18 protein-coding genes are annotated in these 22,056 nt (G+C 60.5%); 8 read left to right on the top strand and 10 right to left on the bottom strand.

Annotated features, from left to right (window positions below; all coding sequences use genetic code 11):
* Positions 1-56 precede the first annotated feature (56 nt).
* From ybeY to DQG19_RS11640, 3 genes are all read right to left on the bottom strand, one after another.
* Complete coding sequence (ybeY, locus tag DQG19_RS11650; protein WP_116126423.1) at positions 57-449, bottom strand: rRNA maturation RNase YbeY; 393 nt, start codon at positions 447-449, stop codon at positions 57-59.
* A 62-nt stretch (positions 450-511) separates the two neighbouring features.
* Positions 512-898, bottom strand: coding sequence for an ATP-binding protein (locus tag DQG19_RS11645; RefSeq protein WP_116126464.1), 387 nt, complete (start codon positions 896-898; stop codon positions 512-514).
* Between the two features lie 89 nt (positions 899-987).
* Positions 988-4,500 carry a DUF4175 family protein gene (locus tag DQG19_RS11640; RefSeq protein WP_116126422.1) on the bottom strand — a complete coding sequence of 1,171 codons (3,513 nt, stop codon included), beginning with the start codon at positions 4,498-4,500 and terminating at the stop codon, positions 988-990.
* Between the two features lie 276 nt (positions 4,501-4,776).
* Between DQG19_RS11640 and DQG19_RS11635 the strand changes: the two genes are divergently transcribed.
* Positions 4,777-5,691: a PAS domain-containing protein gene (locus tag DQG19_RS11635; protein ID WP_116126421.1), complete on the top strand. Its 915-nt coding sequence runs from the start codon at positions 4,777-4,779 to the stop codon at positions 5,689-5,691.
* A 42-nt stretch (positions 5,692-5,733) separates the two neighbouring features.
* On the opposite strand, the gene DQG19_RS11630 is transcribed toward DQG19_RS11635, so the two are convergent.
* Both DQG19_RS11630 and DQG19_RS11625 read right to left on the bottom strand, forming a co-directional pair.
* The gene (locus DQG19_RS11630; RefSeq protein WP_157974466.1) at positions 5,734-6,804 is read right to left on the bottom strand and encodes an NRAMP family divalent metal transporter; all 1,071 of its coding nucleotides are present in this window, start codon (positions 6,802-6,804) and stop codon (positions 5,734-5,736) included.
* A gap of 70 nt (positions 6,805-6,874) precedes the next feature.
* Entirely contained in the window at positions 6,875-7,183 is a 309-nt protein-coding gene (locus DQG19_RS11625; RefSeq protein WP_116126419.1) for a hypothetical protein, read from the bottom strand.
* A 179-nt stretch (positions 7,184-7,362) separates the two neighbouring features.
* On the opposite strand from DQG19_RS11625, the gene DQG19_RS11620 reads away from it, so the two are divergent.
* Complete coding sequence (locus tag DQG19_RS11620; protein ID WP_116126418.1) at positions 7,363-7,734, top strand: hypothetical protein; 372 nt, start codon at positions 7,363-7,365, stop codon at positions 7,732-7,734.
* Positions 7,735-7,743: 9 nt separating this feature from the next.
* Here DQG19_RS11620 and DQG19_RS11615 read toward each other — a convergent pair whose 3' ends face one another.
* The 5 genes from DQG19_RS11615 to DQG19_RS11595 all read right to left on the bottom strand — a co-directional run bounded on the left by DQG19_RS11615 (position 7,744) and on the right by DQG19_RS11595 (position 14,967).
* Positions 7,744-8,862, bottom strand: coding sequence for a COX15/CtaA family protein (locus DQG19_RS11615; protein ID WP_116126417.1), 1,119 nt, complete (start codon positions 8,860-8,862; stop codon positions 7,744-7,746).
* Positions 8,863-9,320: 458 nt separating this feature from the next.
* Positions 9,321-11,180 (bottom strand): ABC-F family ATP-binding cassette domain-containing protein, encoded by a 1,860-nt coding sequence (locus tag DQG19_RS11610; RefSeq protein ID WP_116126416.1) that lies wholly within the window; start codon positions 11,178-11,180, stop codon positions 9,321-9,323.
* A 34-nt stretch (positions 11,181-11,214) separates the two neighbouring features.
* Positions 11,215-12,543, bottom strand: a complete 1,329-nt coding sequence (locus tag DQG19_RS11605; RefSeq protein WP_116126415.1) for a D-alanyl-D-alanine carboxypeptidase/D-alanyl-D-alanine-endopeptidase — start codon at positions 12,541-12,543, stop codon at positions 11,215-11,217.
* Between the two features lie 232 nt (positions 12,544-12,775).
* Positions 12,776-13,513 carry a response regulator transcription factor gene (locus DQG19_RS11600; protein WP_116126414.1) on the bottom strand — a complete coding sequence of 246 codons (738 nt, stop codon included), beginning with the start codon at positions 13,511-13,513 and terminating at the stop codon, positions 12,776-12,778.
* Between the two features lie 38 nt (positions 13,514-13,551).
* Positions 13,552-14,967 (bottom strand): sensor histidine kinase, encoded by a 1,416-nt coding sequence (locus DQG19_RS11595; protein ID WP_116126413.1) that lies wholly within the window; start codon positions 14,965-14,967, stop codon positions 13,552-13,554.
* 112 nt (positions 14,968-15,079) lie between these two features.
* Between DQG19_RS11595 and DQG19_RS11590 the strand changes: the two genes are divergently transcribed.
* The 6 genes from DQG19_RS11590 (at position 15,080) to DQG19_RS11565 (ending at position 22,019) form a co-directional block, all read left to right on the top strand.
* On the top strand, positions 15,080-15,814 hold the full coding sequence (locus DQG19_RS11590; protein WP_157974465.1) for an RDD family protein: 735 nt from the start codon (positions 15,080-15,082) through the stop codon (positions 15,812-15,814).
* Positions 15,814-16,581, top strand: coding sequence for a sulfite exporter TauE/SafE family protein (locus DQG19_RS11585; RefSeq protein WP_116126411.1), 768 nt, complete (start codon positions 15,814-15,816; stop codon positions 16,579-16,581). Before DQG19_RS11590 ends, DQG19_RS11585 begins: the two co-directional genes overlap by 1 nt.
* A 112-nt stretch (positions 16,582-16,693) precedes the next feature.
* Positions 16,694-17,890, top strand: coding sequence for an efflux RND transporter periplasmic adaptor subunit (locus DQG19_RS11580; RefSeq protein WP_116126410.1), 1,197 nt, complete (start codon positions 16,694-16,696; stop codon positions 17,888-17,890).
* Between the two features lie 9 nt (positions 17,891-17,899).
* Positions 17,900-21,088 (top strand): efflux RND transporter permease subunit, encoded by a 3,189-nt coding sequence (locus DQG19_RS11575; protein ID WP_116126409.1) that lies wholly within the window; start codon positions 17,900-17,902, stop codon positions 21,086-21,088.
* Positions 21,088-21,618, top strand: coding sequence for a 5' nucleotidase, NT5C type (locus tag DQG19_RS11570; protein ID WP_116126408.1), 531 nt, complete (start codon positions 21,088-21,090; stop codon positions 21,616-21,618). Before DQG19_RS11575 ends, DQG19_RS11570 begins: the two co-directional genes overlap by 1 nt.
* A complete protein-coding gene (locus DQG19_RS11565; RefSeq protein ID WP_157974464.1) occupies positions 21,615-22,019 on the top strand; it encodes a GtrA family protein in 405 nt (134 codons plus the stop codon). The genes DQG19_RS11570 and DQG19_RS11565 overlap by 4 nt, the downstream gene beginning before the upstream one ends.
* Positions 22,020-22,056: the final 37 nt, after the last annotated feature.

The following is a 22,056-nucleotide window of genomic DNA, read 5'->3' as shown; positions in this document are numbered from 1 at the left end:
AGATGCCTCATTTCGGTGGCTTATTGCCCCCGGCCCCGGTCCTTTGCGTGGCCGTTTTACGATGGACGGGCGGCATCCTCGAGGCCGGGCGGACGCCGGCTCAGTGCCCACTGCTCGAGGGTGCGCATCGCTTCGGTCTCGGTTGCGGACTTGTCCCCCTGCCCGCACAGGTGCAGGATACCGTGAATCATGACACGGTGTAACTCATCCGTATAGGTTTCCCCGAATGCCTCGGCGTTTTCCGCTACGCGCTCCGTAGAGATGTACAGGTCACCGGAAATTTCCGGAAAGTCGGTGTAGGGAAACGTGATGATGTCGGTCAGGGTATCGTGCTGCAGGTACTCCAGGTTGATCTGGTGCAGGTAATCGTCCGAGCAGAAAATATAATTGATGTCCCCGCAGTGGCCCCCGCGGGCGGTAATGATGCCGCTGATCCAGTCGACCAGCATGGCGTGGGAAGCTCCGGGCAGGGAGCCCCCCTCCTCGTGGAATGCAATGGGCGACACGTAATTCAGAGCCGAAACTGCATCTCGACCGTGGAACCGCCGTTGAAGTAGCGCATTTTGTCGCACAGCTGGTGCATCAGGAAGACGCCCCGGCCACCGCATTCGCAGATACGCTCCGGACAGGTGGGATCGGGCAGGCTGTTGTAGTTGAATCCGCCGCCCTGGTCGGATACCCGGATCGCCAGACCGTCGGTGACCTGGTTGAGATCGATGCTGACGGTCTTCGACCGGTCCTGCTTGTTGCCGTGGATGATCGCGTTGGTCACGGCTTCCGTGAGACTGATCAGCAAATTATCGTGCTTCTCCTGGTCCAGTTTAAACCGGTTGGTTATCTGGTCGACCAGGCGTTCGATCTGCGTGATGTTACTGGGATCCGACGCGAGTGTGAGCATATACGTGTTGTTCAAGAGAGGAGGATGGGAATTAGGCAAAGCTTAATAAACACTTAAAATAACATAACATCACAGACACGGGATAAAGTTTATAACGAACTGGTAGACAGCGACCGGAAGTACTCGTCTACCAGTCCCTGGTAGTAGGGCTTCAACTCCGGGGTCACCCGGCGAAACTGCTCTACTTCCGCCCGCCGCTGCCGGATGTACTCCTCCAGACTGGGGGGGAGCTCCCGGCGTTGCTGCTCTGCCGTTTCGGATTTACGTTTTTCGTCCATTTTCTGTTCCCGCTCGGCCCGTTCGTGTTCGAGCATGCGGCTCAGGATATCCTGTTGACGCATGAGTGCCTCGTTGGTCAGCCGCTTGTTGACCATATCTTCTTCCGCGGCGTTCATTTCCTCAATGAGTTGCTCCAGCTGGCCGTCCTTTCCTTCGCCGTTTTGCTGGCGTTCCTGCTGCTTCTCCTCCAGGGCCCGGCGCAGGGCCGCCTGACGGGCCGCCATCTTGGCAAATTCCTCACTGCTGCCGCCCTGTCCCTTTTCGAGTCCTTCCTTGATTTCCCGCATCTGCTCACCGACGGCCTTTTGACCGTCACTTCCGGGGTTTTCGCTGGGCTTACCGCCCTGTTGCCCTTGCTTTCCGTCCTTGGGATTCTGGCACTGCTGCTGGCCCTGCATCTGTCCGGCCATCTGCTGCTGCATCTGCTCCATGCTCTCGCTCAGCATGAGGGCCAGGTCGTTGAGGCCGGTCATGGCCCGCTGCTGGAGGTTGCCGGCCTGGGGAGTACGCCTTTCCTCGAGCTCATCGACCGTGCCACCGAGGTTGTCCCGGATCTCGGTCACTTTTTCCGTGATGAAGGTCTCGATCTGGAAGTTCCGCTTGGCCAGGGCCTGCAGTGAATCACGCACCAGTTCGAAGTCGTTGTTGATCTTGAACTGCTCCTGCACCAGCTCCACGTAGCGGGGCGTGTTGACGGTGGTGGTACTCAGCTGGTCCATGGTTTCCTCCTGGTCGAAACTGAGGTCGACGATGTTTTCCAGCAACTGCCGGATGGCCGCCATGTCCTCCTTGTTACTCTCCATCTGCATACTCTGCATGGACTCCTGCATTTGCTGGGCCATCTTCTGCATCTTCTTGGCAGCGTCTTCCTGCTTTTTGGCGGCGCCCTTTTTCTGCTGCTGTTGCTGTTGTTGCCCAGGTTGCTGTTCCTGCTGCTCGCCAGGTTCCTGCTCGCTTTGCTCCTGCTCGCCTTCCTGGGGTTCGTTTTCCGGTTGCTCGCCTTCCTGGGGTTGCTGTTCGCCTTCCTGCGGCTGTTGTGCTTTCTCCTCCTGGGGGGACTGCTCGCCCGCTTCCTGCTCTTGCTTCAGTTGCTCCTCGGCGTCCTTCATGTCCTCCTTTACGGCCTCCTGGTCTTCCTGCTTCGTGTCGAGGTTCATGGGCTTCTCCAGTGCCTCGTTCTTTTGCTCGGCTTCCTCCAGCTTCTGCTGTAGTTCCTCGAATTTTTGGCGCAGTTCCTCCTGCTCGCGTTGCAGTTCCTCGGGTGACTTCTCGCCGTTCTCGGTCTGTTCCGACAGTTCCTGTTGTTCCTCGGCCAGCTCCTCGAGTTTCTCGATGGCGTCCTGCATTTCCTTTTCTACCTCCAGCTGCTTGAAGAGTTCCAGCATCCGGTCGAGCTCGTCTTCCATCTCCTCGTCCGACAGCTGCATGTCCTCCATCTTTTCGAGGGACTGGTCCTTGTCCAGTTCCTCCATGAGGCGCTGGATGTCCTCCATGAGCTGCTTCATCTCCTCGGAAACGGACTTCTCGAACATCTCCTGGAGTTTTTCCTCCTTTTGGCGGATCTGTTCGTTCTGCTGGGGCTGGTTCTCCAGGTTTTCCTCAAAGGCCTGCCGGGCCTCGTCGATCTGCTTTTGGACCTGTTCCTGCTGCTCGGCCAGTTTCTCGACTTCCTTGCGCAGTTTCCAGTCCACCTCCTTCTCCTGCAGCATCTTCTCGCGCAGGCTCTTGGCCTCCTTCTGTAACTGGCGGGTAGCCTCCAGGGCCTGTTGCAGCTGGTCCTTGACCTTACTGTCGTTGGCTTCGGCCCGCTCGTCCATCTCCTCGCGGCTGGGTACGCGGTAGCTCATTACGGCCGTGCGGGCGCTCTTGCGCCCGTTCACGGCATCGTTATCGAATACCTCGAAGTAGTAGGTAAGCGCGTCACCGGGGGAGAGGTCGACGTCGGAGCGCAGGTCCAGTACGTGGTCGTAACGCATTTGCTTACCGGCAGGACCGCTGACGGCAACCCGTTCCTCCCGGACTTCTCCCTCGGCCGGCTGTATGCGGTATACGAAGTCGAGGCGGGTGAGCCCGTAGTCGTCGGAGGCGTCGCCCACGAAAAAAAGCAACTGTTCATCGGTGCTGTCCTGGAACGGCTCGACGGTGATGCGGGGGTATTGGTCAGGTACTACCGAAAGGCCGTAGGTGATGGAGTCGGCCAGCGGGAGGTATTCGTTGCCCACGTAAAGCGTATACCGATCGCTGCGCAGCGCGCGCTTCTCGAAACTGTACAGGTCGCGGCCGTCGCGGCGGAGGGTGCCGAGCGTATCCTCTCCGGCGAACCGCAGGTCGATGTTTTCGGTGTTTTCGGTATCGAACGACCACTTCAAACGGGTACCGGCCGGTACGGTCAGGTCGCCCATATTAGCGACTTCCTCATCCGCGCGCCCCACGTAGGCCGGGTAGTCCAGCTCGACCGTGAACCCGGCGATGGAGGGCTTGGGCATGACCGACAGCAGGTAGTCGCGGGAAGAGACTTCGCCCGCCGAAATGCGGAAGGGGGTATCCTCCTGTACGTTATTGAAGGCGTACGAAAAGGTGGAGTTGCTCTGTCGGGTAAGGCGGTAGCGGTAGCCGTCCACCTCGATGAAGGCTTCGGCGGGAAGCACGTCGCCCTCGGCGCGTACGGTCAGGGGATAACTGCCGTACTGTACGACCTGTGGGTCGGTATCTTCCAGGACGAACCGAAAGGGCGCCGGCCGCTCGAAGGTCTCCGAGTTCCGGATCAACCGCGAGGTGCTGTCGCGGATCAGGCTGGGCGCGGCCACCAGCAGCACCAGCAGGAGCAGCAGTGGCGGCAGCGCGTACTTCAAGTAGCGCCGGTTCTGCGTCAGGTCGATGGCCGACCGGAAAGGGACGGGACTGATCTCGGATGATTTCTGGTCGATGGAGGCCAGCAGCAGCACATCGTCTCCCGTAGCCGCCTGCCGCCGCAGCTGCAGCACGTTCAGCAGCTTGTCCTTTACATTGCCGAAATGGTCGCCGACGATCTGCGCCGCCCGCTCGTGGCTGATGGTCGACCCGAGGCGAAAGTAGCGCGTCAGGGGCAGCAGCACCCATCCGCCGAGGGCCAACAAACTGAGGCCAAGAAAGCCGTACCAGAGAGTGCGCCGCGTGGTGCCCGAAAAGTAGAACTGGGATTCCAGCAAGCTGATCGCCAGGAAGAGCACCAGGATCAGCCCCGTACTGTACAGCAAACCACGAATCGCGCCGTTCACGTAGTACTTGCGAATAAATTCGTCTAGCTTAGCGATCAGCCGGTCATAATTGTTTTGGGGGACCATAGTACGGGGGCTTTCCGGCGGGCGAATTACAAGGTACGGAACGATGTTCGGCTCGCCCGTTGATACAACGCGGGGAACGAGAAATATATTAAAAGGCACGGCGAAAGGCTTAAATGTGTGAAAACATATACATTTGTGCCTTACCGGTTCTGCCTGAAAATCAAACATGTACCCGCGTCCTCCGTTTTATTTGTTACCGAATTTGGTAACCAGGAGCGGACATATGTCAACTAAAGACGTCAGGCAGACTGTATTGCATTACTTGATCTCCGCCTTATGGAACCTCTCACACCATCGCAGATTGCGGCAATAGCCCACCAGGTAGTGGGTCACGGGGCGGAGGGACTCGTCTGCCACAACCTCACCGGCCGGGTACGCTTCGCCAACAGTCACGCCTGTACCTCGCTCGGATACCCCTTCGAGGACATGGTAACAAAATCCATCGCGGACTACACCCCCGAATGGTCGGAAGAGTGGTGGGGACAGCACTGTAAACGTACCCTCGACAACGGCAACGATTCCCTGTTCACCTACCACTGCAACCAGAAGGGTACCAGTTACCCGGTAGAGATGCGCAGCATCCCCCACATAATTTCCGATACGAATGAGCAGCTGATCTGTACGCTCATCCGCCGTGCGCAGCACACCAAGCGCTACATTTCCATGCTGGAACACGCCGAAACCTCCCACCGGATCGGCAGTTTCGACCTCAACGTACTCGACCAGACCATCATCGTCAGTGCCAATCTGTTCGCTATGATGGGGACGCAGCAGGCCAACGACCTGCGGCCCAGCCGCATCACCGAACGGCTAAGCCAGGAGGATGCCGCCCGGTGGAGTGCCGAGCTGGTACGCTTTCTCGAAGGCTTTCACCGCATGGACGAAACCTTCGTCATGCGCGCCGCGGCCGGTAAAAAGGTACTGATGCAGGTCGTGATGTGGTCGCGCATGGAGGCCGGTCTCGTCACCGGCATCACCGGCCACTACCAGATGGTCGAACAGGCCGGAAAGGAAGGCATGATCAGCCTGGAAGAGAGCCAGCGGCGCCACATCATCCGGGCTCTACGGTACACCAACGGACGCGTCACCGGACCCAACGGCGCCGGCAGGCTCCTCAAGATCAACGGGAAGACCCTCTTCGCACGGATGAAAAAGCTGAAGATCAACCGGGAGGACTATACCAACCGGTAGTCGTCGCGCGACCTCACTTGCCCGGCACCCGCGGAACCGCCCCTACCACAGGCCGACCAGGTACTCCCCCGTCTTGTAAAAGAGAAACAGCAACACCGCCCCCCCGAGCACGTTCTGCCAAACCGAATTGACGTCCTCGCCCAGTAGTTCGCGCCGGTTGGCGAGGACGAGGACCACGAGCGCGATGAAGGGCAGCAGCAGGCCGTTGATCAGCTGCGCCAGCAGGATTACCCCCACAATGTCGAGTTGAAGCAGGGCCACCGCCAGGCCGCAACCGAGTACCGATAACCAGGTGAGCCGAAAGTACCTGCCACCGGTATCCCAGCGGTCGCCGCCGCCGAGCAGTCCACGCCCCGCCATGGCCGCCGCATAGGGGGCCGTGGTGGCTGAGCTGAAACCCGCGGCGAAGAGGCCCACCGCCAGGATCAGACGTCCGTAGGCTCCCAGGGCCTGTTCCAGACCGGCAGCCAGATCGTCGAAGGTGAGAAACGATATAGCCGTAGCCCCCACGGTGACGATGGAGGCGGTGATGACCAGGCCGATGGCGAAGGAAAGCAGGAGGCCGCGGCGCATGGTGATCAGGTCGCCGTCGACGCCGAGGCCCGCGGCCAGGAAAAAATTGTACGGTACGATCGTCGTGCCCAGCAGTCCGAGCAGTACCGTGGCGTCGACCGGCGCGAAGGTGCGCCCGGAAAGATCCCCGCCCGCCAGCACGGAGACGGCCCCCACGACGAACAGCAGCCCCATGAGGGCAACGACCGCGGCCATGACGCGACCGATGAGTCGCGAGTTACCGGCCCACAATAGCGCAACGATGGCCCCGCCGCCGGGCAGCAACCACAAGCGGTCCAGGGCAAACAGCAGCCGCAATCCGCCCAGGGCTCCGAGCAGGTTACCCGCCTGGTAGGCGAGGCACCCGAAGGCTACCGCGGCGAAGGTGAGGCGGGGCAACCACCGGCCCGCGCGGCCGAGTTGCTCGCCCAGCGATTGCCGGCTGACGAGGGTCACCCGCGCGGCCATCTCCATAAAGACGTAGCCGGCTACGGCCGCCAGCAGGACCGGCGCCAGGTAGGCGAGCCCTCCTTCGGTACCGGCACGCGTAGCCGTAGCCACGGTGCCCGGGCCGATAAAGGCGGCGGCGATGAGCGTCCAGACGAGGGTGCGCCCCCAGGTTGATGCGATGCTAGTTGACTTTGGTGAGCCACAGTTTACGGAGTCCGCGGCGAATGGCGCGCTCCTGGCTCAGATCGACGTAGCTGTGCAGGGGGTACTCGCAGTGACCGCAGCGGTGGTAGATCGCGAAGTCGCCCCGCCCGTTGATGTAGATGCGGTACTTGCCGTCGGCGGGTTCTTCGTTGCGGCAGCGGCTGCAGCGCGCCATCTTACGCGCGTAGTGCCAGAGAAAATCGTGGTGCTCGCGGAGGTGAATGGCAAGCTCGCGGTTGGTAATACGGATCTCCGTGGCGGCGGTGAGGGGTTTCGTTGAGTTCATTGGGAGCAGTAAAGGTGAGCCAGCGAAAAAGCAGGCAATTAAAACATTATCCGCTGCCAATAACGCAACTATATTGTTATACATTTCCCCGGTTAACCAAAATTTTATGGGGTCCCGCCAGAAATTAGCAGGAATACGACATCCCGCGCAACCCCTGGCCCCTCCCGTGTTAAGGTAGTATGATCCTCCTGCTGCACGCTTTGATCGAGGGCTTCGTAGCCTTCCTGTTCCTCTTTTACCCCGGGGCCGGTGACCTCGTGCCCGGTTTCGGTACCGCTGAAGGTCCGAGTTTCGTCCTGCTGATGAAGATGTATGGCCTCACCGCCGCCTTCCTTTCCGGACTGAGCCTCTGGGCGTACTACCGCCGCAGGGATACCGGTACCTTCTTGCTGCTGACGCTGAGCCTGAGCGTGTACCATTACCTGATGATCCTGGTACAGACGCTCTACAACCCCGATTCGCGGGCGGCCCTGCTCCACTTTTTGCTCGCTATCTTCCTCACCGGGCAGTACCTCGGTCGCCGCCGGGAGAGCTGGTCGGAGGTGAGTTGAAGAGGTAACCTACAGGGCCAAACTTTTTTTCCTATTGTTTTCCACTAGTTTTTCCACAGGGTGCAGCGGACGCCCCGGCCGGAAGAGATAATTGAGGTATACGATCGCCGCCGCCACCGCGATGGCGGTAAACTGGTGAGCCACACCCAGACCTACCGGGACCTGTCCCACGCTGTTAACTACGGTGAGGATCCCCAGTATGGCCTGGGTTATTAACAGGCTTATCAACAGGGTGTTAGCCCGCCGCAAGTTGCGATTCACGCTCGCCCGCGAGCAGCGGTAAACGAAGTATAACGCAATGATTAACAGGGAGTAAGCCGTCATCCGGTGCAAAAACTGTACCAGGGCCGGCTGAAAGAGGCTGCCTTCGTAGTAGACCAGGTTTTCCACAGTCCAGGCCGAAGCGTCGGTGAGGACCGGCGGTACGGCGCTACCGTTCATGTCGGGCCAGGTAGGGTAGGGCAGGGCCGCGCGCGCGCCACTCATCACTCCTCCGAGCAAAAGCTGCAAAATGAGCACTACGTTGACCGCCCAGAGCAGGTTTTTCACCGGTAAGTGTGGAAATCCACCGATCCGCGGGCGGACTACCTTGAGGGTCACCCACAGGAGGTAGGAGAAGAGCGTCAGGCCCAGCGCCAGGTGCAGCGTGAGCTTGTAGGCATTGACCCAGGGACGGTCCACCAGCCCGCTGGCTACCATGATCCACCCGAAGCTGGCGGCCAGGGCGGCGAGAAGCACTACGATGCCCAGGCGGCGCATGAGGGCACCGTCGAGGTAACCGCGGCGCCAGAACACGAAGAAGCCCACGGCGAACACCAGGCCCATCGCACGGGCCCACTGCCGGTGGAACCACTCCCAGAAGTAGATGAACTTGAAATCGGCCAGCGTCATGTCCCCGAAGATCTGGGCGTACTGCGGCGAGGCCTGGTACTTCACGAACTCCTCCTGCCAGTCGGTCGCGTTCAGCGGCGGTATGGCTCCGCTGACTACTTCCCATTCCGTGATGGAGAGGCCCGACTCGGTCAGGCGGGTGATCCCGCCGATGACGATCTGCCCGACGACCATCACGAGCCCCACGATCAGCCAGAGTTGGACGGAACGGGGGTAGCGGCTCGGCGATTTTCCCATCTCTTAATAGTTATTATCTTTTTTAAAATTTCAAATCCCTTTATCGTTATTAGGGATGTGGAAAGCGGGAGAACATTTGCCCCGCGGGCTTGGTAGTCTCGATCTCCACCCGCCGGCGGGAACTTTCCACAGGGAATCCACATGCTAACGCGCCGCCCCGCAAAGGGATTTCCATTTTCTACACAATCTCCCCAACCGTTCTCCCCGGAAAACTTTTATGACATTCCGGTGGGGATATCGGTCGCCCAACCGGGGAGAAGCCGTGAAAAGGCATTGTGGAAAGCTGTGGAAATGTGGATAACCCCGCCGGTTTTCGGTTTTCCGGCCCCGACCTGTGGATAACCTGCCCGTTTTCCCTGGTTATCCACCGTTTGGTGGGGAAAAGGGCCGCCGCTAATTCCCTGCTTAACAGAGGGTTTGCATATAGTTAATCTTGCCCTGTGGATTACGGCAGGAGGCTACTCGCCCACCAGCTCCATCCATTCCAGCTCCTTATCCTCGATGGCCTCGTTCACTTCCGCGAGTTCGCGACCGAGGTCGGCGATCTTCTCCGGCGTCAGGGCGGCCATGTTGTTGAACTGCTGGTTGATGGATTTTTTGCGCTCCTCCAGTTTGCCGATCTGTCCCTCTACGCGGCGGATGGCCTTGCGCTGCTCCTGCGACAGCTGATTCTCGGAGGGGGCGGGGGCCGCGGGTGCGGCGGCCGGGGTGGGGGGCGCGCTTTCCTGGCTTTCGGTCTTCAGCTGTTCCCGGTATTCGGTGTAGAGCCCGTTCCAGTCGCGGATCTTTCCCTCCCCCTCGAAGATGAAGAGGTGGTGGGCCAGCTTATCCAGGAAGAACCGGTCGTGACTCACGATGAGCACGCAGCCGGGGAAGTCGAGCAGGAAGTCCTCCAGCACGTTCAGCGTAACGATGTCCAAGTCATTGGTCGGTTCGTCCAGGATCAGGAAGTTCGGGTTCTTCATGAGGATGGTGAGCAGGTAGAGCCGCCGCCGCTCCCCGCCGCTGAGCTGGCTCACGTACACCTGCTGCTGCTTGCTGTTGAACATGAAGCGTTCGAGCAAGCCGCGGGCGGTGAGCTTCATTCCCTTTTCGAGAGGGATGAATTCGGCGATCTCGCGCACCACGTCGATCACCCGCATGTCCTGCGCCAGGTTGATGCCTTCCTGGGTGTAGTAGCCGAAATGGGTATTGCTGCCGTGGACCACCTTGCCGGTATCGGGTTCCAGCTCCTTAGTGAGCATGTGCAGGAGGGTGGATTTGCCGGCCCCGTTACGGCCTACGATCCCCACGCGTTCGCCCTTCTGGAACTTGTAACTGAAGCCCCGTACGAGCTCCTTTTCGCCGTAGGATTTGCTGATGTTGTGGGCCTCGAGGATCTTGCTGCCGAGGCGCTGCCCCTTGATCTCCAGTTGCAGCTCCTCCTCCTTGCGGAAGCCTCCCACCTTTTCCTTCAGCTCGCTGAAGGCGCTCAGGCGGCTTTTGGCCTTGGTGCCGCGGCCGCTGGGCATGCGCCGTACCCATTCCAGTTCCTGCTTCATCCGCTTGCGGTCCTTCTCGAGTTCGGCGCTGGACGTTTCCTCGCGGGTGGCCTTCTTGTCCAGGAAGTCGGAGTAGTTCCCGGTGTAGTGGTAGATCTGCCCGCCGTCGAGCTCGATGATGCGGTTGCAAACGCGCTCGAGGAAGTAACGGTCGTGGGTCACCATCAGCAGGGTCAGGTTAGTGGACTGCAGCCACTCCTCCAGCCACTCGATCATGTCAAGGTCCAGGTGGTTGGTCGGTTCGTCCATGATGATCAGATCGGGCTCGTCGATGATCAATTTGGCCAGGGCCACGCGCTTGCGCTGTCCGCCGGAGAGGGTGGCTACCTGCTGGTCCACGTCCTCGATGTTGAGTTTGCTGAGCACCTCCTTGATGCGGGCCTCGATGTCCCAGGCCTGGAGGCGGTCCATGCGGCCGAGGGCGTCCTGGAGGAGCTGGGGCTTATCGGTGCGCGACAGGGCCATTTCGTAGTCGCGCACGGCGCGCACCATTTCGTTATCGCTGTCGAAGACGGCGTCCATCACCGTGGCACCGGCCCCGAACTCGGGTTCCTGGGGGAGGTAGGCCAGGCGGGCGTCCTTGTGCACGTAGGCCCGGGAGCCCACGCCCTCGGGCTGGTCGACGCCGGCGGCTACGCGGAGGAGGGTAGACTTGCCGGTACCATTCTTGGCGACCAGGGCCACCTTGGTATTCTGCGCGACCTGCAGGTCGACTTGGTCGAAAAGTACTTTCTCTCCGTAGATCTTGGAAACGCGTTCCAGTTCGAGGTATACCATTATATATGGTTGGTTAGGGCCGCAAAGATGCGCATTAAAGGGTGTCGTACACCCAGCCGAGGACCCGCTCCATCTCCCGGTAGTAGTCCGCGGTACGCCCGATGACATTGTTGTGCAGGAAACTGAAGCTCAGCCAGCGGCCCGAGCGACAGCGGACGATCCCGCTGACGCAGGTGACGCCGCTGAGGGTGCCCGTCTTAGCCCACACGTAGGTGACCGGCCGGTTACCGAAGCGCCGCTTCAGCGTTCCACTTTCGCCGCCGGCCGGCAGGAGGGTGATGAGCCGGTCCCGGCCGACCTCCCGGTCCAGGGACATAAGGAGTTGGGTCAGCTGCCGGGGTTTGACCAGGTTGTAGCGGCTCAGTCCGCTGCCGTCGGCGTAGCGCAGGTCGCCGAGTTGTAGTTCGCGAAAGAGGGTATCCACGGCGTAGTCGAAGAAGGTTTCCTCGTCGGGCCATCCGTAGCGATCGCTGGCTGCCATGATCAACAGTTGCTCGGCGAGGTAGTTGTCGCTGTCCTGCAGCAGCTTACGGTAGAGGGTATCGGGCAGGCTGGCGCGTACCTCGTCCAGGGTGCCGCGGGCGGGTGCGGCTGCCGTACCCACCGACACGGACAGGTTGGGAAACGCCGCGGCCAGTTGTCGGCCCGCGAGGTCGGGGCTGACGGAGAGGGGCCGTTGCAGCGGGAAGTTGCCGGGGTAGTAGAAATTGCGGCCGATGGTGAATTGGTTGCTTCCTTCGGTCCGGTTGATGGCGCGTTCCTGGCTGACGTCCTGGATGAGGTCCGCCGTCACACCCGGCGGGGAACCGAACAGGCCGGCGTCTTCCAGCACGTCCAGATACAGGCGGTTGCCGTAGACCGGTAGGGACGAGCGCTCGTATACGTATCCGTAGTTGTAGTCGTCCCAGCTCCAGCCGGCCCCGTAGCGGGGCGGTGCCTGTGCGGCCGGTGCCTCGTAGACGAGTGCGCCGGCGCGGGTGGCCAACCAGGGTGCCAGGTCGTCGAAACCGTAGAAAGCGGGGTGGAGGAGAAGGGGATAGCCGGTACCCCACACGGTGGTGGTGTTGCCGGAAGTACGGTAGAAGAGGGCGGGGCCGGAATCGCCCAGCAGGTGCTGGGCGACGTAGAAGGTGAGCAGTTTGACGTTGCTGGCGGGGACGAAATAGCGCTCGGCGTTGTAGCCGTAGACTTGGTTGCCGGTATTCAGGTCGCAGAGCGAAAAGCCGGTTTGTCCTTCGGAGAAGACAGGATTCCAGCGAATCATCTCATCCAGCGACCGGGAGGCGGCACGGCGACCGGTAAGCTGGGCGCTGCCGGAAGCGGGGAGTAACAGGAAGACGAGGAGGTAGAGCAGAAAGCGCATGACATAGCAACAAAGAAAAAAAGCCGAAGCGCGAGGCTTCGGCCGATAAAATTATAATCCCAAAAACTAAATTTTGAAACGACGGAAACACGTCGTCAATTATTCCGGAGGGCGACAGATCGCCCGTCTGTTCGTTCCCTGATTGTTCGGTCCGGGGCAGATGGGTGTAAAACCGGGGATCGTACCCGGCATGTATTTCCCGGACTTGCTTTAACAGCCGTCGTACTGCCGATCAGCTTTCCTGCTCGTCGCGCACGAGTAGCTGGAAGCCGTTGCCGTGAATGTTGACAATCTCGATGGCCGGGTCGGGCTTGAGGTACTTGCGCAGCTTGGTAACGAAGACGTCCATGGAGCGGGCGGTGAAGTAGTTGTCCTCGCCCCATATCTTGGTGAGGGCTTCGCTCCGGCTCAGGATATCGTTTTTATTGATGGCAAACAGGCGGAGCAGCTGGGCTTCCTTGGGACTGAGTTTTTCCTTGCTCTTCTCTCCCTTTTCGCTGGTGAGGGTGAGAATACGCAGGGGGAAGTTGAAGTGAAAGCGGCCGAATTCGAAGTCGGTCTGCTCCTCCTTCGGGTCCAGCGGTACCTGGCTGCGGCGCAGGATCACGTTGATACGGGCCAGCAGCTCCTCGCTGTTGAAGGGTTTGGTGATGTAGTCGTCGGCACCGAGTTCGAAGCCGTTGAGTACATCGTCCTTCATGGCCTTGGCGGTAAGGAAGATGATGGGGGTTTGGGTATCGTCCTCGCGGATCTTCTTGGCGAGTTCGAAGCCGCTTAGGCGGGGCATCATGACGTCGAAGATGCAGAGGTCCCAGTTACTGCCCCGGTAGGCTTCCAGGCCGGCCACGCCGTCGGTAGCGAGCGTGACGTCATAGTCGTGGGCTTCCAGGTAGGAACGGAGGACATCGCCGAAGTTTCGGTCGTCCTCCACCAGGAGCAGTTTGGCGTCAATCGGGTTACTATCGCTCATCGGTCGGGTGTGGTTTTAAAGATAAAAAGCGTGAAGGGTCATTCGGGCTGGCGGTAAGGGAACGTAACGATGAAACTGCTGCCCTTGCCGAGCTCGCTCCTCACCTCGATGGTTCCGCTGTGCACGTCCGTGATCGTTTTAACGTAGGAAAGGCCCAATCCGAAGCCCTTAACGTCGTGTCGATCACCCGTGTGTACCCGGTAGAAACGGTCGAAAATGTTTTTTCGTGCTTCGCGGGTCATTCCTAGGCCATGATCGGTCACCGTGACCTGTACGCCCCGGGGGACGTTGGCAGTGGAAACGATGATGCGCGGTGCCTCCGGTGAGTACTTGTTGGCGTTGTCGAGCAGGTTATTTACCAGGCTGGACAAGTGGGTCAGGTCGCCCTCGACCACGGAGGGGTCGGCGTCGAGGCGGGTGTTCACGGTGCCGCCCCGGGGCTCCACCTGCAGGGAGATGTATTCCACGGCGCTCTGCACCACGTCGTTCAGGTCGACGGCCGTCAGGTTGAGGTTGAGCTTGCTCTTGTCGAGCTTGGCCATCTGCAGCACCTTCTCCACCTGGTCGTTCATCCGCTTGTTTTCCTGCTTGATGATGCGTGCGAAACGCTGCACCTTGTCGGGGTGGCCGCTGATGCGCGGGCTCACGATGCTGTCGGTGGCCAGCGAGATGGTGGCGATGGGCGTCTTGAACTCGTGCGTCATGTTGTTGATGAAGTCGGTCTTCATTTCCGACAACTTCTTCTGCATGAGGATCACGTAGATGGTGTATACGAAGCAGCCCAGGATGATGAGTACGAAGAGCAGCGTGACGGCAAAGTTGCCGTACAGGGAACTGTACACGACGCTGTCCTTGTCGGGGCTGTAAGCCCGGATCTGGCCGGGGATGTTGGCATCCTCGTCGAAGAGGCTGACGACGTAGTCGGGGTGCATCAGGTCCTCGTGGCGGCTGGTATCGGACCCGAGGGGGGACAGCTGGCGGCCGTTGCGGCTAATGAAGCGCTGGCTGCGGCTGTCGTAGATGCCGTATTCCAGGTCGTCGCTGATGCCCGCGTTGCGCAGTTCTTTTTGGAGCTGCTTGTGGATGGCGTCGCGGTCGATACGTTCCTCCAGGTTACGGCTCGCGAACTGGTAGCGCAGGCGGAGACTGCTGGGGCTGATCCGGATGGTACGGGCTCCGAGCAGGCCGGTGGTGGGCGAACCGATCAGAAATTCGCCGTAGAGGCCTTCCGGTACGCCGCCCGCGTAGCCGTTGTTGAGGGTCAGTCGGATCTCGTCCTCTTCGTTGTCCTCCACCTCGTCCGCCACCTTCTTCAGGGCACCTTGGATGGCGCGGTCGTAGCGCTCCTTGTTCACCTCCAGTCCGGTCTGAATCAACCGCAGCTGCAGGATGATGAGGCCGATGATGGCCGTGACGATCAGTCCGATAATCAGGTATATCGATTTCTTGCTCATGGCGTAAAACGGGCTTCAGCGAGCGACCGGTTGGAAAGATAGGTACGCGCGAAAGCGAAAGTTTATGCACAAGGTACTTGCCTTTAAAGGTTTAGTAACTTTGCCGCGCCCCATGCCCGCCGTAACCATCCATACCACGCAGAACGTGCGCATCGACTACGAGACCGCCCGTCTTGGCGTGCGGATCGGCGCCTTCTGTATCGATGCCGTCGTGTTCGTCATCGGGTACCTGCTGCTGGTCTTCCTGCTGGAAAGTGCGGGTGTGGTCCTCAATCCCGCCATCGTCGTTCAGTTTGGGCCCGTTTTCGGGGTACTCGCCTATTTTTTCCTTTCCGAAATGTTCAGCCGCGGGCAGACGCTGGGCAAGCGCCTGCTGCGGCTGCGGGTCATCCGCCTGGACGGGGAAGATCCTACCCCCGCCGATTTTTTGATCCGTTCCATTTTCCTGCTTCCCGACGTGCTCTTTACGGGCGGCATGCTGGCGGTGCTGCTGGTGGCCACCGGCGGACAAAATCAGCGGCTCGGTGACCTCGTGGCACGCACGGTGGTGATCCATACCGACGACCGCGGCGGGGTAAGCCTGGGCGATATCCTGACGATCCGCAACCGGACGCAGCACGTGGCCCGCTATCCGGCCGTAGAGCGACTTACGGACGCGGACATGCTTACCGTGAAGCAGTGCCTGCTGCGCCACCAGCGTTACCGCAACCGGGCGCACCGCGAAGCCCTGCAGTTGCTGGCCCGGCGGCTGGCGGAAGTTTTGGACGTACCCGACACGGAAAGCGGTGCCGATCCGGAAAAATTTCTGGAAACACTCCTGCTTGACTATATCGTGCTTACCCGGTGATGGTCGACTACCTCATCGCGCTGGTGGGTTCCCTGCTGGCGGGGGGCATCAACACCCTCTCCGGTAACGGCTCCGCCATCACCCTGACGATCCTGATGGAAGTACTCGGCCTGCCGGCGACGGTGGCCAACGCCACCAACCGGGTAGGCATCGTGACGCAGAGCCTGGCCGGGACCTGGGCCTTCAAGCAGGCGGGCCGGCTCGACCTGTCGGCCTCCCGTAGCCGGGAAATGTGGACCATCGTGGGGATCACCACCGCCGGCGCCCTGCTGGGCATCTGGCTCAGCCTGGTGGTGGACAACGCCACCTACCGCTCGATCTTCCGCTACTTGCTGGTGGTGATGCTGCTGGTCGTGCTGGTGAACCCGAAGCGGTGGCTGATCGGTACGGCCGACGAGCGGCCACTGTCTTACTGGATCCTGGTTCCGGCCTTCTTCGCGCTGGGTATTTACGGCGGCTTCATTCAGATGGGGATGGGTATCTTTTTCCTGGCCCTGACGGTGCTGGTGGCCCGCTACGAAATCATCCAGGCGAACGTGGTGAAGGGAATCGTCGTCCTGATCTATACCGGTATAGCGGTAGCCATCTACGCCTACCGCGGCCTCATCGACTGGGAGTTGGGGCTTCTCATGGCCGTGGGGCAGACCGCGGGGGGCTACCTGACCGCCAGATACGCCGCGCGCTCGCCCTCCGCCGGAATTTGGGCGTACAGATTACTTATCTTGGTGATCGTAGGTGCCATAGCCAAAGCCTTCTGGCCGTTCTGATTGGCCTCGCACCTGCGTTTCCGCCTGTAACCCCCGAAGGGACCGTCTCGATTCCCCACAACCCAACTGCTCCCCTCCGGTTATCTTTACCGGTTGTGCCAAAGACTAGCAAATGAAAAGCAATACGATCAGAAACGCGCTCAAGGCCCTGCTGGGGGTGGGCATCATCGCCATCGGCTACTTCGGTATGCAGTTTCTGGGTTCCCAGAAGGCGGAGGCGCCACGCCGCCCGCCGGAGAAACGGATACGCACCGTCGAGACCCTGACGGTGAACAACGCCGATCTGGACGCCACCCTGGACGTACAGGGTCGGCTGCAGGCCTACAACAAGATCGAGCTCTACAGCGAGGTCGGCGGGGTAGTGGAGGAAAGCAGCCGCCCCCTGAAGGAGGGCACCTACTTCCCGAAGGGCGACATCATCCTGCGCCTCAACGACGAGGAGGCCCGTCTGAACCTGCAGGCACAGAAGGCGACGCTGATGAACTCCATCGCGCAGCTTATGCCCGACCTGAAGATCGACTACCCGGAAAGCTTCATGACCTGGGAGCTCTACCTCGACGAATTCGACGTGAACGCGCCCCTGCCCGAGCTGCCGGAGGCCGTCAACCAGCGCGAAAAGCTCTTCATCGCCGGGCGCAACCTCTACACCCAGTTCTACAACATCAAGAGCCTGGAGGAACGCCTGAGCAAGTACGTCATCCGGGCACCCTTTTCGGGCGTGCTGACCACCGTATCGGTCGACCAGGGAGCCCTGGTGCGGCCCGGACAGATCATCGGCGAGCTGATGGCTACCGGCTACTACGAAATGGTGGCCACGGTGCCGCTATCGGACCTCAAGTACCTGGAGAACGGTGGCAAGGTGGACCTCTACAGCGAGGACATCGACGGGCAGTGGAGCGGTACGATCCGCCGGATCAGCGACCAGATCGACGAAGGGTCCCAGACGGTGGAGGTATACGTCGGCGTAAGCGGAAAGGATCTCCGCGAGGGAATGTACATGCGCGGCGAGGCCGACGCCCGGACCATTGAGAACGTAGTGGAGATCGACCGCAATCTGCTGATCGACGAAAATGAGGTGTACGTCATCCGCGACGACAGCATCCTGACCCTGCAACCGGTCACCGTACGCAAGTCCAACCGGCAGACCGCCATCGTAAGCGGCCTCGAAAACGGCACCCAATTGCTGACCGGTACCGTGCCGGGTGCCTTCGACGGGATGCTCGTACGCGTAGAGGAGCCCGAGGCTGCCGCCCCCGGCGCGGAGGCTTCCGCCATCCGCGACGCCAGCCCCAACAGCAGTCTACAGTAACCCCCCGCCATGAGAGGATTTATACACTACTTCATCAAGTTTCCGGTCGCGGCCAACCTGCTGATGTTTGCCCTGCTCATCATGGGCACAATCAGCCTGTTCCAGATGAAGTCCACCTTCTTTCCGGAAACGCCGAGCCGGGAGATCTTCATCCAGGTAGCCTATCCGGGGGCCAGCCCCGAGGAAGTAGAGGAGGGTATCGTGAGCAAGATCGAGGAGAACCTGAAGGGCCTCACCGGCGTAGAGCGCTACACCAGCGTCAGCTCGGAGAACAGCGGTAGCATCACCGTGGAAGTGTTCAAGGGGTACGACACGGACATCATCCTGCAGGACGTCAAGAACGAAGTGGACCGCGTCAGCAGCTTCCCTACCGGTATGGAACCGCCGGTGATCTTCAAGCAGGAGCGCCTGGGCCGGGCCATATCCTTCGCCCTGACCGGTGAAGGCGCCAACCTGCAGGCGCTGAAGACCATGGCGCGGCAGGTGGAAAATGACCTACTTGCCATCGACGGAATATCGAAGGTGGAGCTAAGCGGGTTTCCGGACGAGGAGATCGAGATCGCCTTCCGTGAGTCCGACCTGCAGGCTTACGGCCTTACTTTCCAGGAGGCCGCCGACGCGGTGCGCCGCACCAACGTGGACGTGACCGGTGGTACCGTGAAAGGACTCAATGAGGAACTGTTGCTGCGGGCCCGCAACAAAGAATACTACGCCGACGGCCTGAAGGACATCGTCATCAAGTCCACCCCCGCCGGCGGCACCGTGCGCCTGAGCCAGGTCGCTACCGTACGCGACCGCTGGGCCGACCAGCCGAACCGCGGGTGGGTGGACGACCTGCCCAGCGTGCGCATCGACGTGTCGAACACCCTGGAAGAAGACATGCTCACCATCACCGACGATGTAAAGGCCTACCTGGAGGACTTCAATGCCTCCAGCCCAACCATCCAGGGAAAGATCATCAACGACGCCAGCGTCACGTTGCGGCAGCGCATGGACACGCTGAAGACCAACGGCATCCAGGGCTTTCTGATCGTAGCGCTTTTGCTGGCGGTGTTCCTGCACTGGCGCCTCGCTTTCTGGGTCGCGCTGTCGATCCCGATCAGTTTCGCGGGTATGTTCATCGTGGCCAGCGCGCTGGACATTACGCTCAACGTTATTTCGCTGTTCGGCATGATCATCGTCATCGGTATCCTGGTCGACGACGGTATCGTGATCGGGGAAAACATCTACTCTTACCACGAGCGGGGCCTGCCCCGGGTCAAGGCCGCGCTGAACGGCACCGTCGACGTGCTGGGGGCGGTGTTCGCCGCCATCCTCACTACGGTGATCGCCTTTTCCAGTTTCTTCTTCATCGACGGCCGGCTGGGCGATATTTTCCGGGAGATGGCCATCGTGGTAATCTTTTCGCTGATCTTTTCGCTGATCGAGGGGGCAATCATCCTGCCCACCCACATCTCCCACTCCAAGGCACTGGACCCCGACGTGAAGCCGAACTGGATCCAGCGCAAGTTCGACGACCTGATGACCTTCCTGCGCGATACCCTGTACGCGCCCATCCTGGCGTGGACGATGCGCTTCAAGTTCCTGACCCTGTCGATCTGCCTGGCCGTGCTCTTCCTCAGTATCGGCATGGTGAGTGGCGGCTTCGTGCTCACGACCGTCTTTCCGACCATCGAGCGGGACGAGGTGGACATCACCCTGCAGCTGCCGGCCGGTACGCCGGAAACCAAGACCCTGGAGGTGCTGGAGCGAATCCGCGACGGTGCCAAGCGCGTCAACGAACGGATGAGCGAAGAACTCTACGACGACGGCCGCCAGCTGGTAACCCGCATCGAGGTGGCCGTAGGTCCGACGACCTACCAGGGTAGCCTGGAGGTGGCCCTGCTGCCGGGCGAAGAGCGCGGCGACCTGGAAGTGCGTGTGGTACAAAATGCCATCCGGGACGAGGTGGGCCCCGTAGAGGAAGCCGAGATTCTCAGTTACGGCGGCAACTCCTTCTTTGGTAAGCCGGTGAGCGTAAGCCTGGTCGGTAGCGACATCGACGAACTGGAGGCAGCCACCCTGGACGTGAAGGCCGAACTGGAACAGATGTCCGAACTGACCGACGTGACAGATACCAACCAAGAGGGCCTGCGCGAGATCAACATCACGCTGAAGGACAAGGCCCGTTACCTGGGACTGGACCTCCAGGACATTGTCGGTCAGGTCCGCTCCGCCTTCTTCGGGGCGGAAGCCCAGCGCTTGCAGCGCGGCGAGGATGAGGTGCGGGTATGGCTCCGCTACGGCGTCGACAGCCGCCGCAGCCTGGCCGACCTCAACAATATGCGGGTGCGCCTGCCCGACGGAACGCAATACCCCATCTCCGAGATCGTGAACCTGGAACCCCAGCGCGGCGTCATCGCCATTAACCACACCAACGGACAGCGGGAGGTGAAGGTGGAGGCCGACATTGCCACCAACGCCGTCTCGGTGACCGACGTCAACGCAACGGTAGCCGAGCAGATCATTCCCGCCGTTCTGGCCAATTACCCCGGCGTGTCGACCGTGCCCGACGGGCAGGTCCGCGACCAGATGAAGACGTCCGCCTCCCTGTGGATCGTACTGCCGGTAGTGCTGGGGATGATGTTCTTCGTCGTGGCCCTAACCTTCCGCTCCGCAGCTCAGGCCGCGGTGCTGTTCTTACTGTTGCCCTTCGGCCTGATCGGTGTGATCTTCGGCCACTGGCTGATCGACAAGCCGATCTCGCTGTTCTCCGGCCTCGGCGTCATTGCCCTGGTCGGGATCATCGTCAACGACGGACTGGTATTCATAGCCACCTTCAACGATAACATTCGCGGCGGTATGACCATGATGGATGCCCTGAACGAAGCCGGACGGAGCCGTTTCCGGCCTATTCTGCTGACGTCGCTGACCACCTTCGCCGGACTGGCACCGCTGCTGCTGGAAACCAGTCGGCAGGCGCAGTTCCTGATTCCGATGGCGGTTTCGGTGGCGTTCGGATTGCTGGCCTCAACCGCGGTCCTGCTGCTGCTGTTGCCCGCCCTGATGGTGCTCCTGAACCGCTTGCGCGTGGCGATGCGGCGCATGTCTACCGGCGAGACCGTGGCCTACCACGAGGTGGAGCCGGCCTACCAGGAGCTGGACGAATCGGGTTACGATCCCGAAAAACCCATAGGGATAACCAAAGTAGAGCATTGATGCGCATCTGTATTGACATGGACGAGGTGATGGTAGACAATTACCAGCGCTACCACGAAATATACGAGGAGTGGCAGGGGCAGCCGGTGGACCCAGAATCGTACTACGGTAAGAAAATCTATGAGTTACCGGGGATCGAGGCGATGCGCGATGAGCTGCGCAAGCCCGGCTTTTTCCGCGACCTGCCCGTCATGAAGGATGCCCGTGAGGTCGTTGAGGAGCTGTACGGAAAGTACGAGGTCTACATCGTTACGGCCGCCACGGAATTCAAGCACAGCTTCACCGACAAGTGGGAGTGGCTGGAGGAGCATATGCCCTTCGTACACTGGGAGCGCATCGTATTCTGCGGCGACAAGAGTATTGTCCACGGCGACTACATGATCGACGACAAGGTCAGTAACCTGGCCACCTTTAACGGACAGGGACTGCTGTTTACCGCTTCCCACAACGTACACGAAACCGGGTACCCGCGTATGGAAGACTGGCTGGAGGTACGCGATTACTTCCGGGAACTCTCCGCCGGGGCGTGAGGAAGACCGTACACCGGCTCTGGTCGTTTGGCAGGAAGAAGGTACCCTTCGCCCTCACCGGCCTGGTCGCTACGGGCATCAATTATGGCCTGTACCTGCTGCTGGTCGATCGGTATTTACCGCCGGTACCGGCTACGCTGATCGCTTACTCGAGCAGCGTGGTGCTCAACTTCTTCCTGCAGCGCTACTTTGTCTTCGAGCTGCGCCGCTCGCTGCGGTCCGCCTTTGCCCTTAGTATGCTGGTGAGCCTGGGAGGGCTTTTGCTGGATGCGGGCATCGTTTTCGGACTGCACTATCTACCCCTACTGGGGGACCGGGAGTGGCTGATCAAGCTGGTGGCTACCGGGGTGGTGTTCTTTTACAACTACTATGGGAAGCGTAGGGTGTTCGAAGGGCGTTAAACACGGAGGTGACACAGAGTACCGCCAAGAGTTGCCA

Origin of the sequence: Lewinella sp. IMCC34183 (genome assembly GCF_003390915.1) — a bacterium.
Classification (GTDB): domain Bacteria; phylum Bacteroidota; class Bacteroidia; order Chitinophagales; family Saprospiraceae; genus Neolewinella.
The sequence above is the reverse complement of the archived record's forward strand: the minus strand, read 5'-3'. Positions and strand labels throughout refer to the sequence as shown.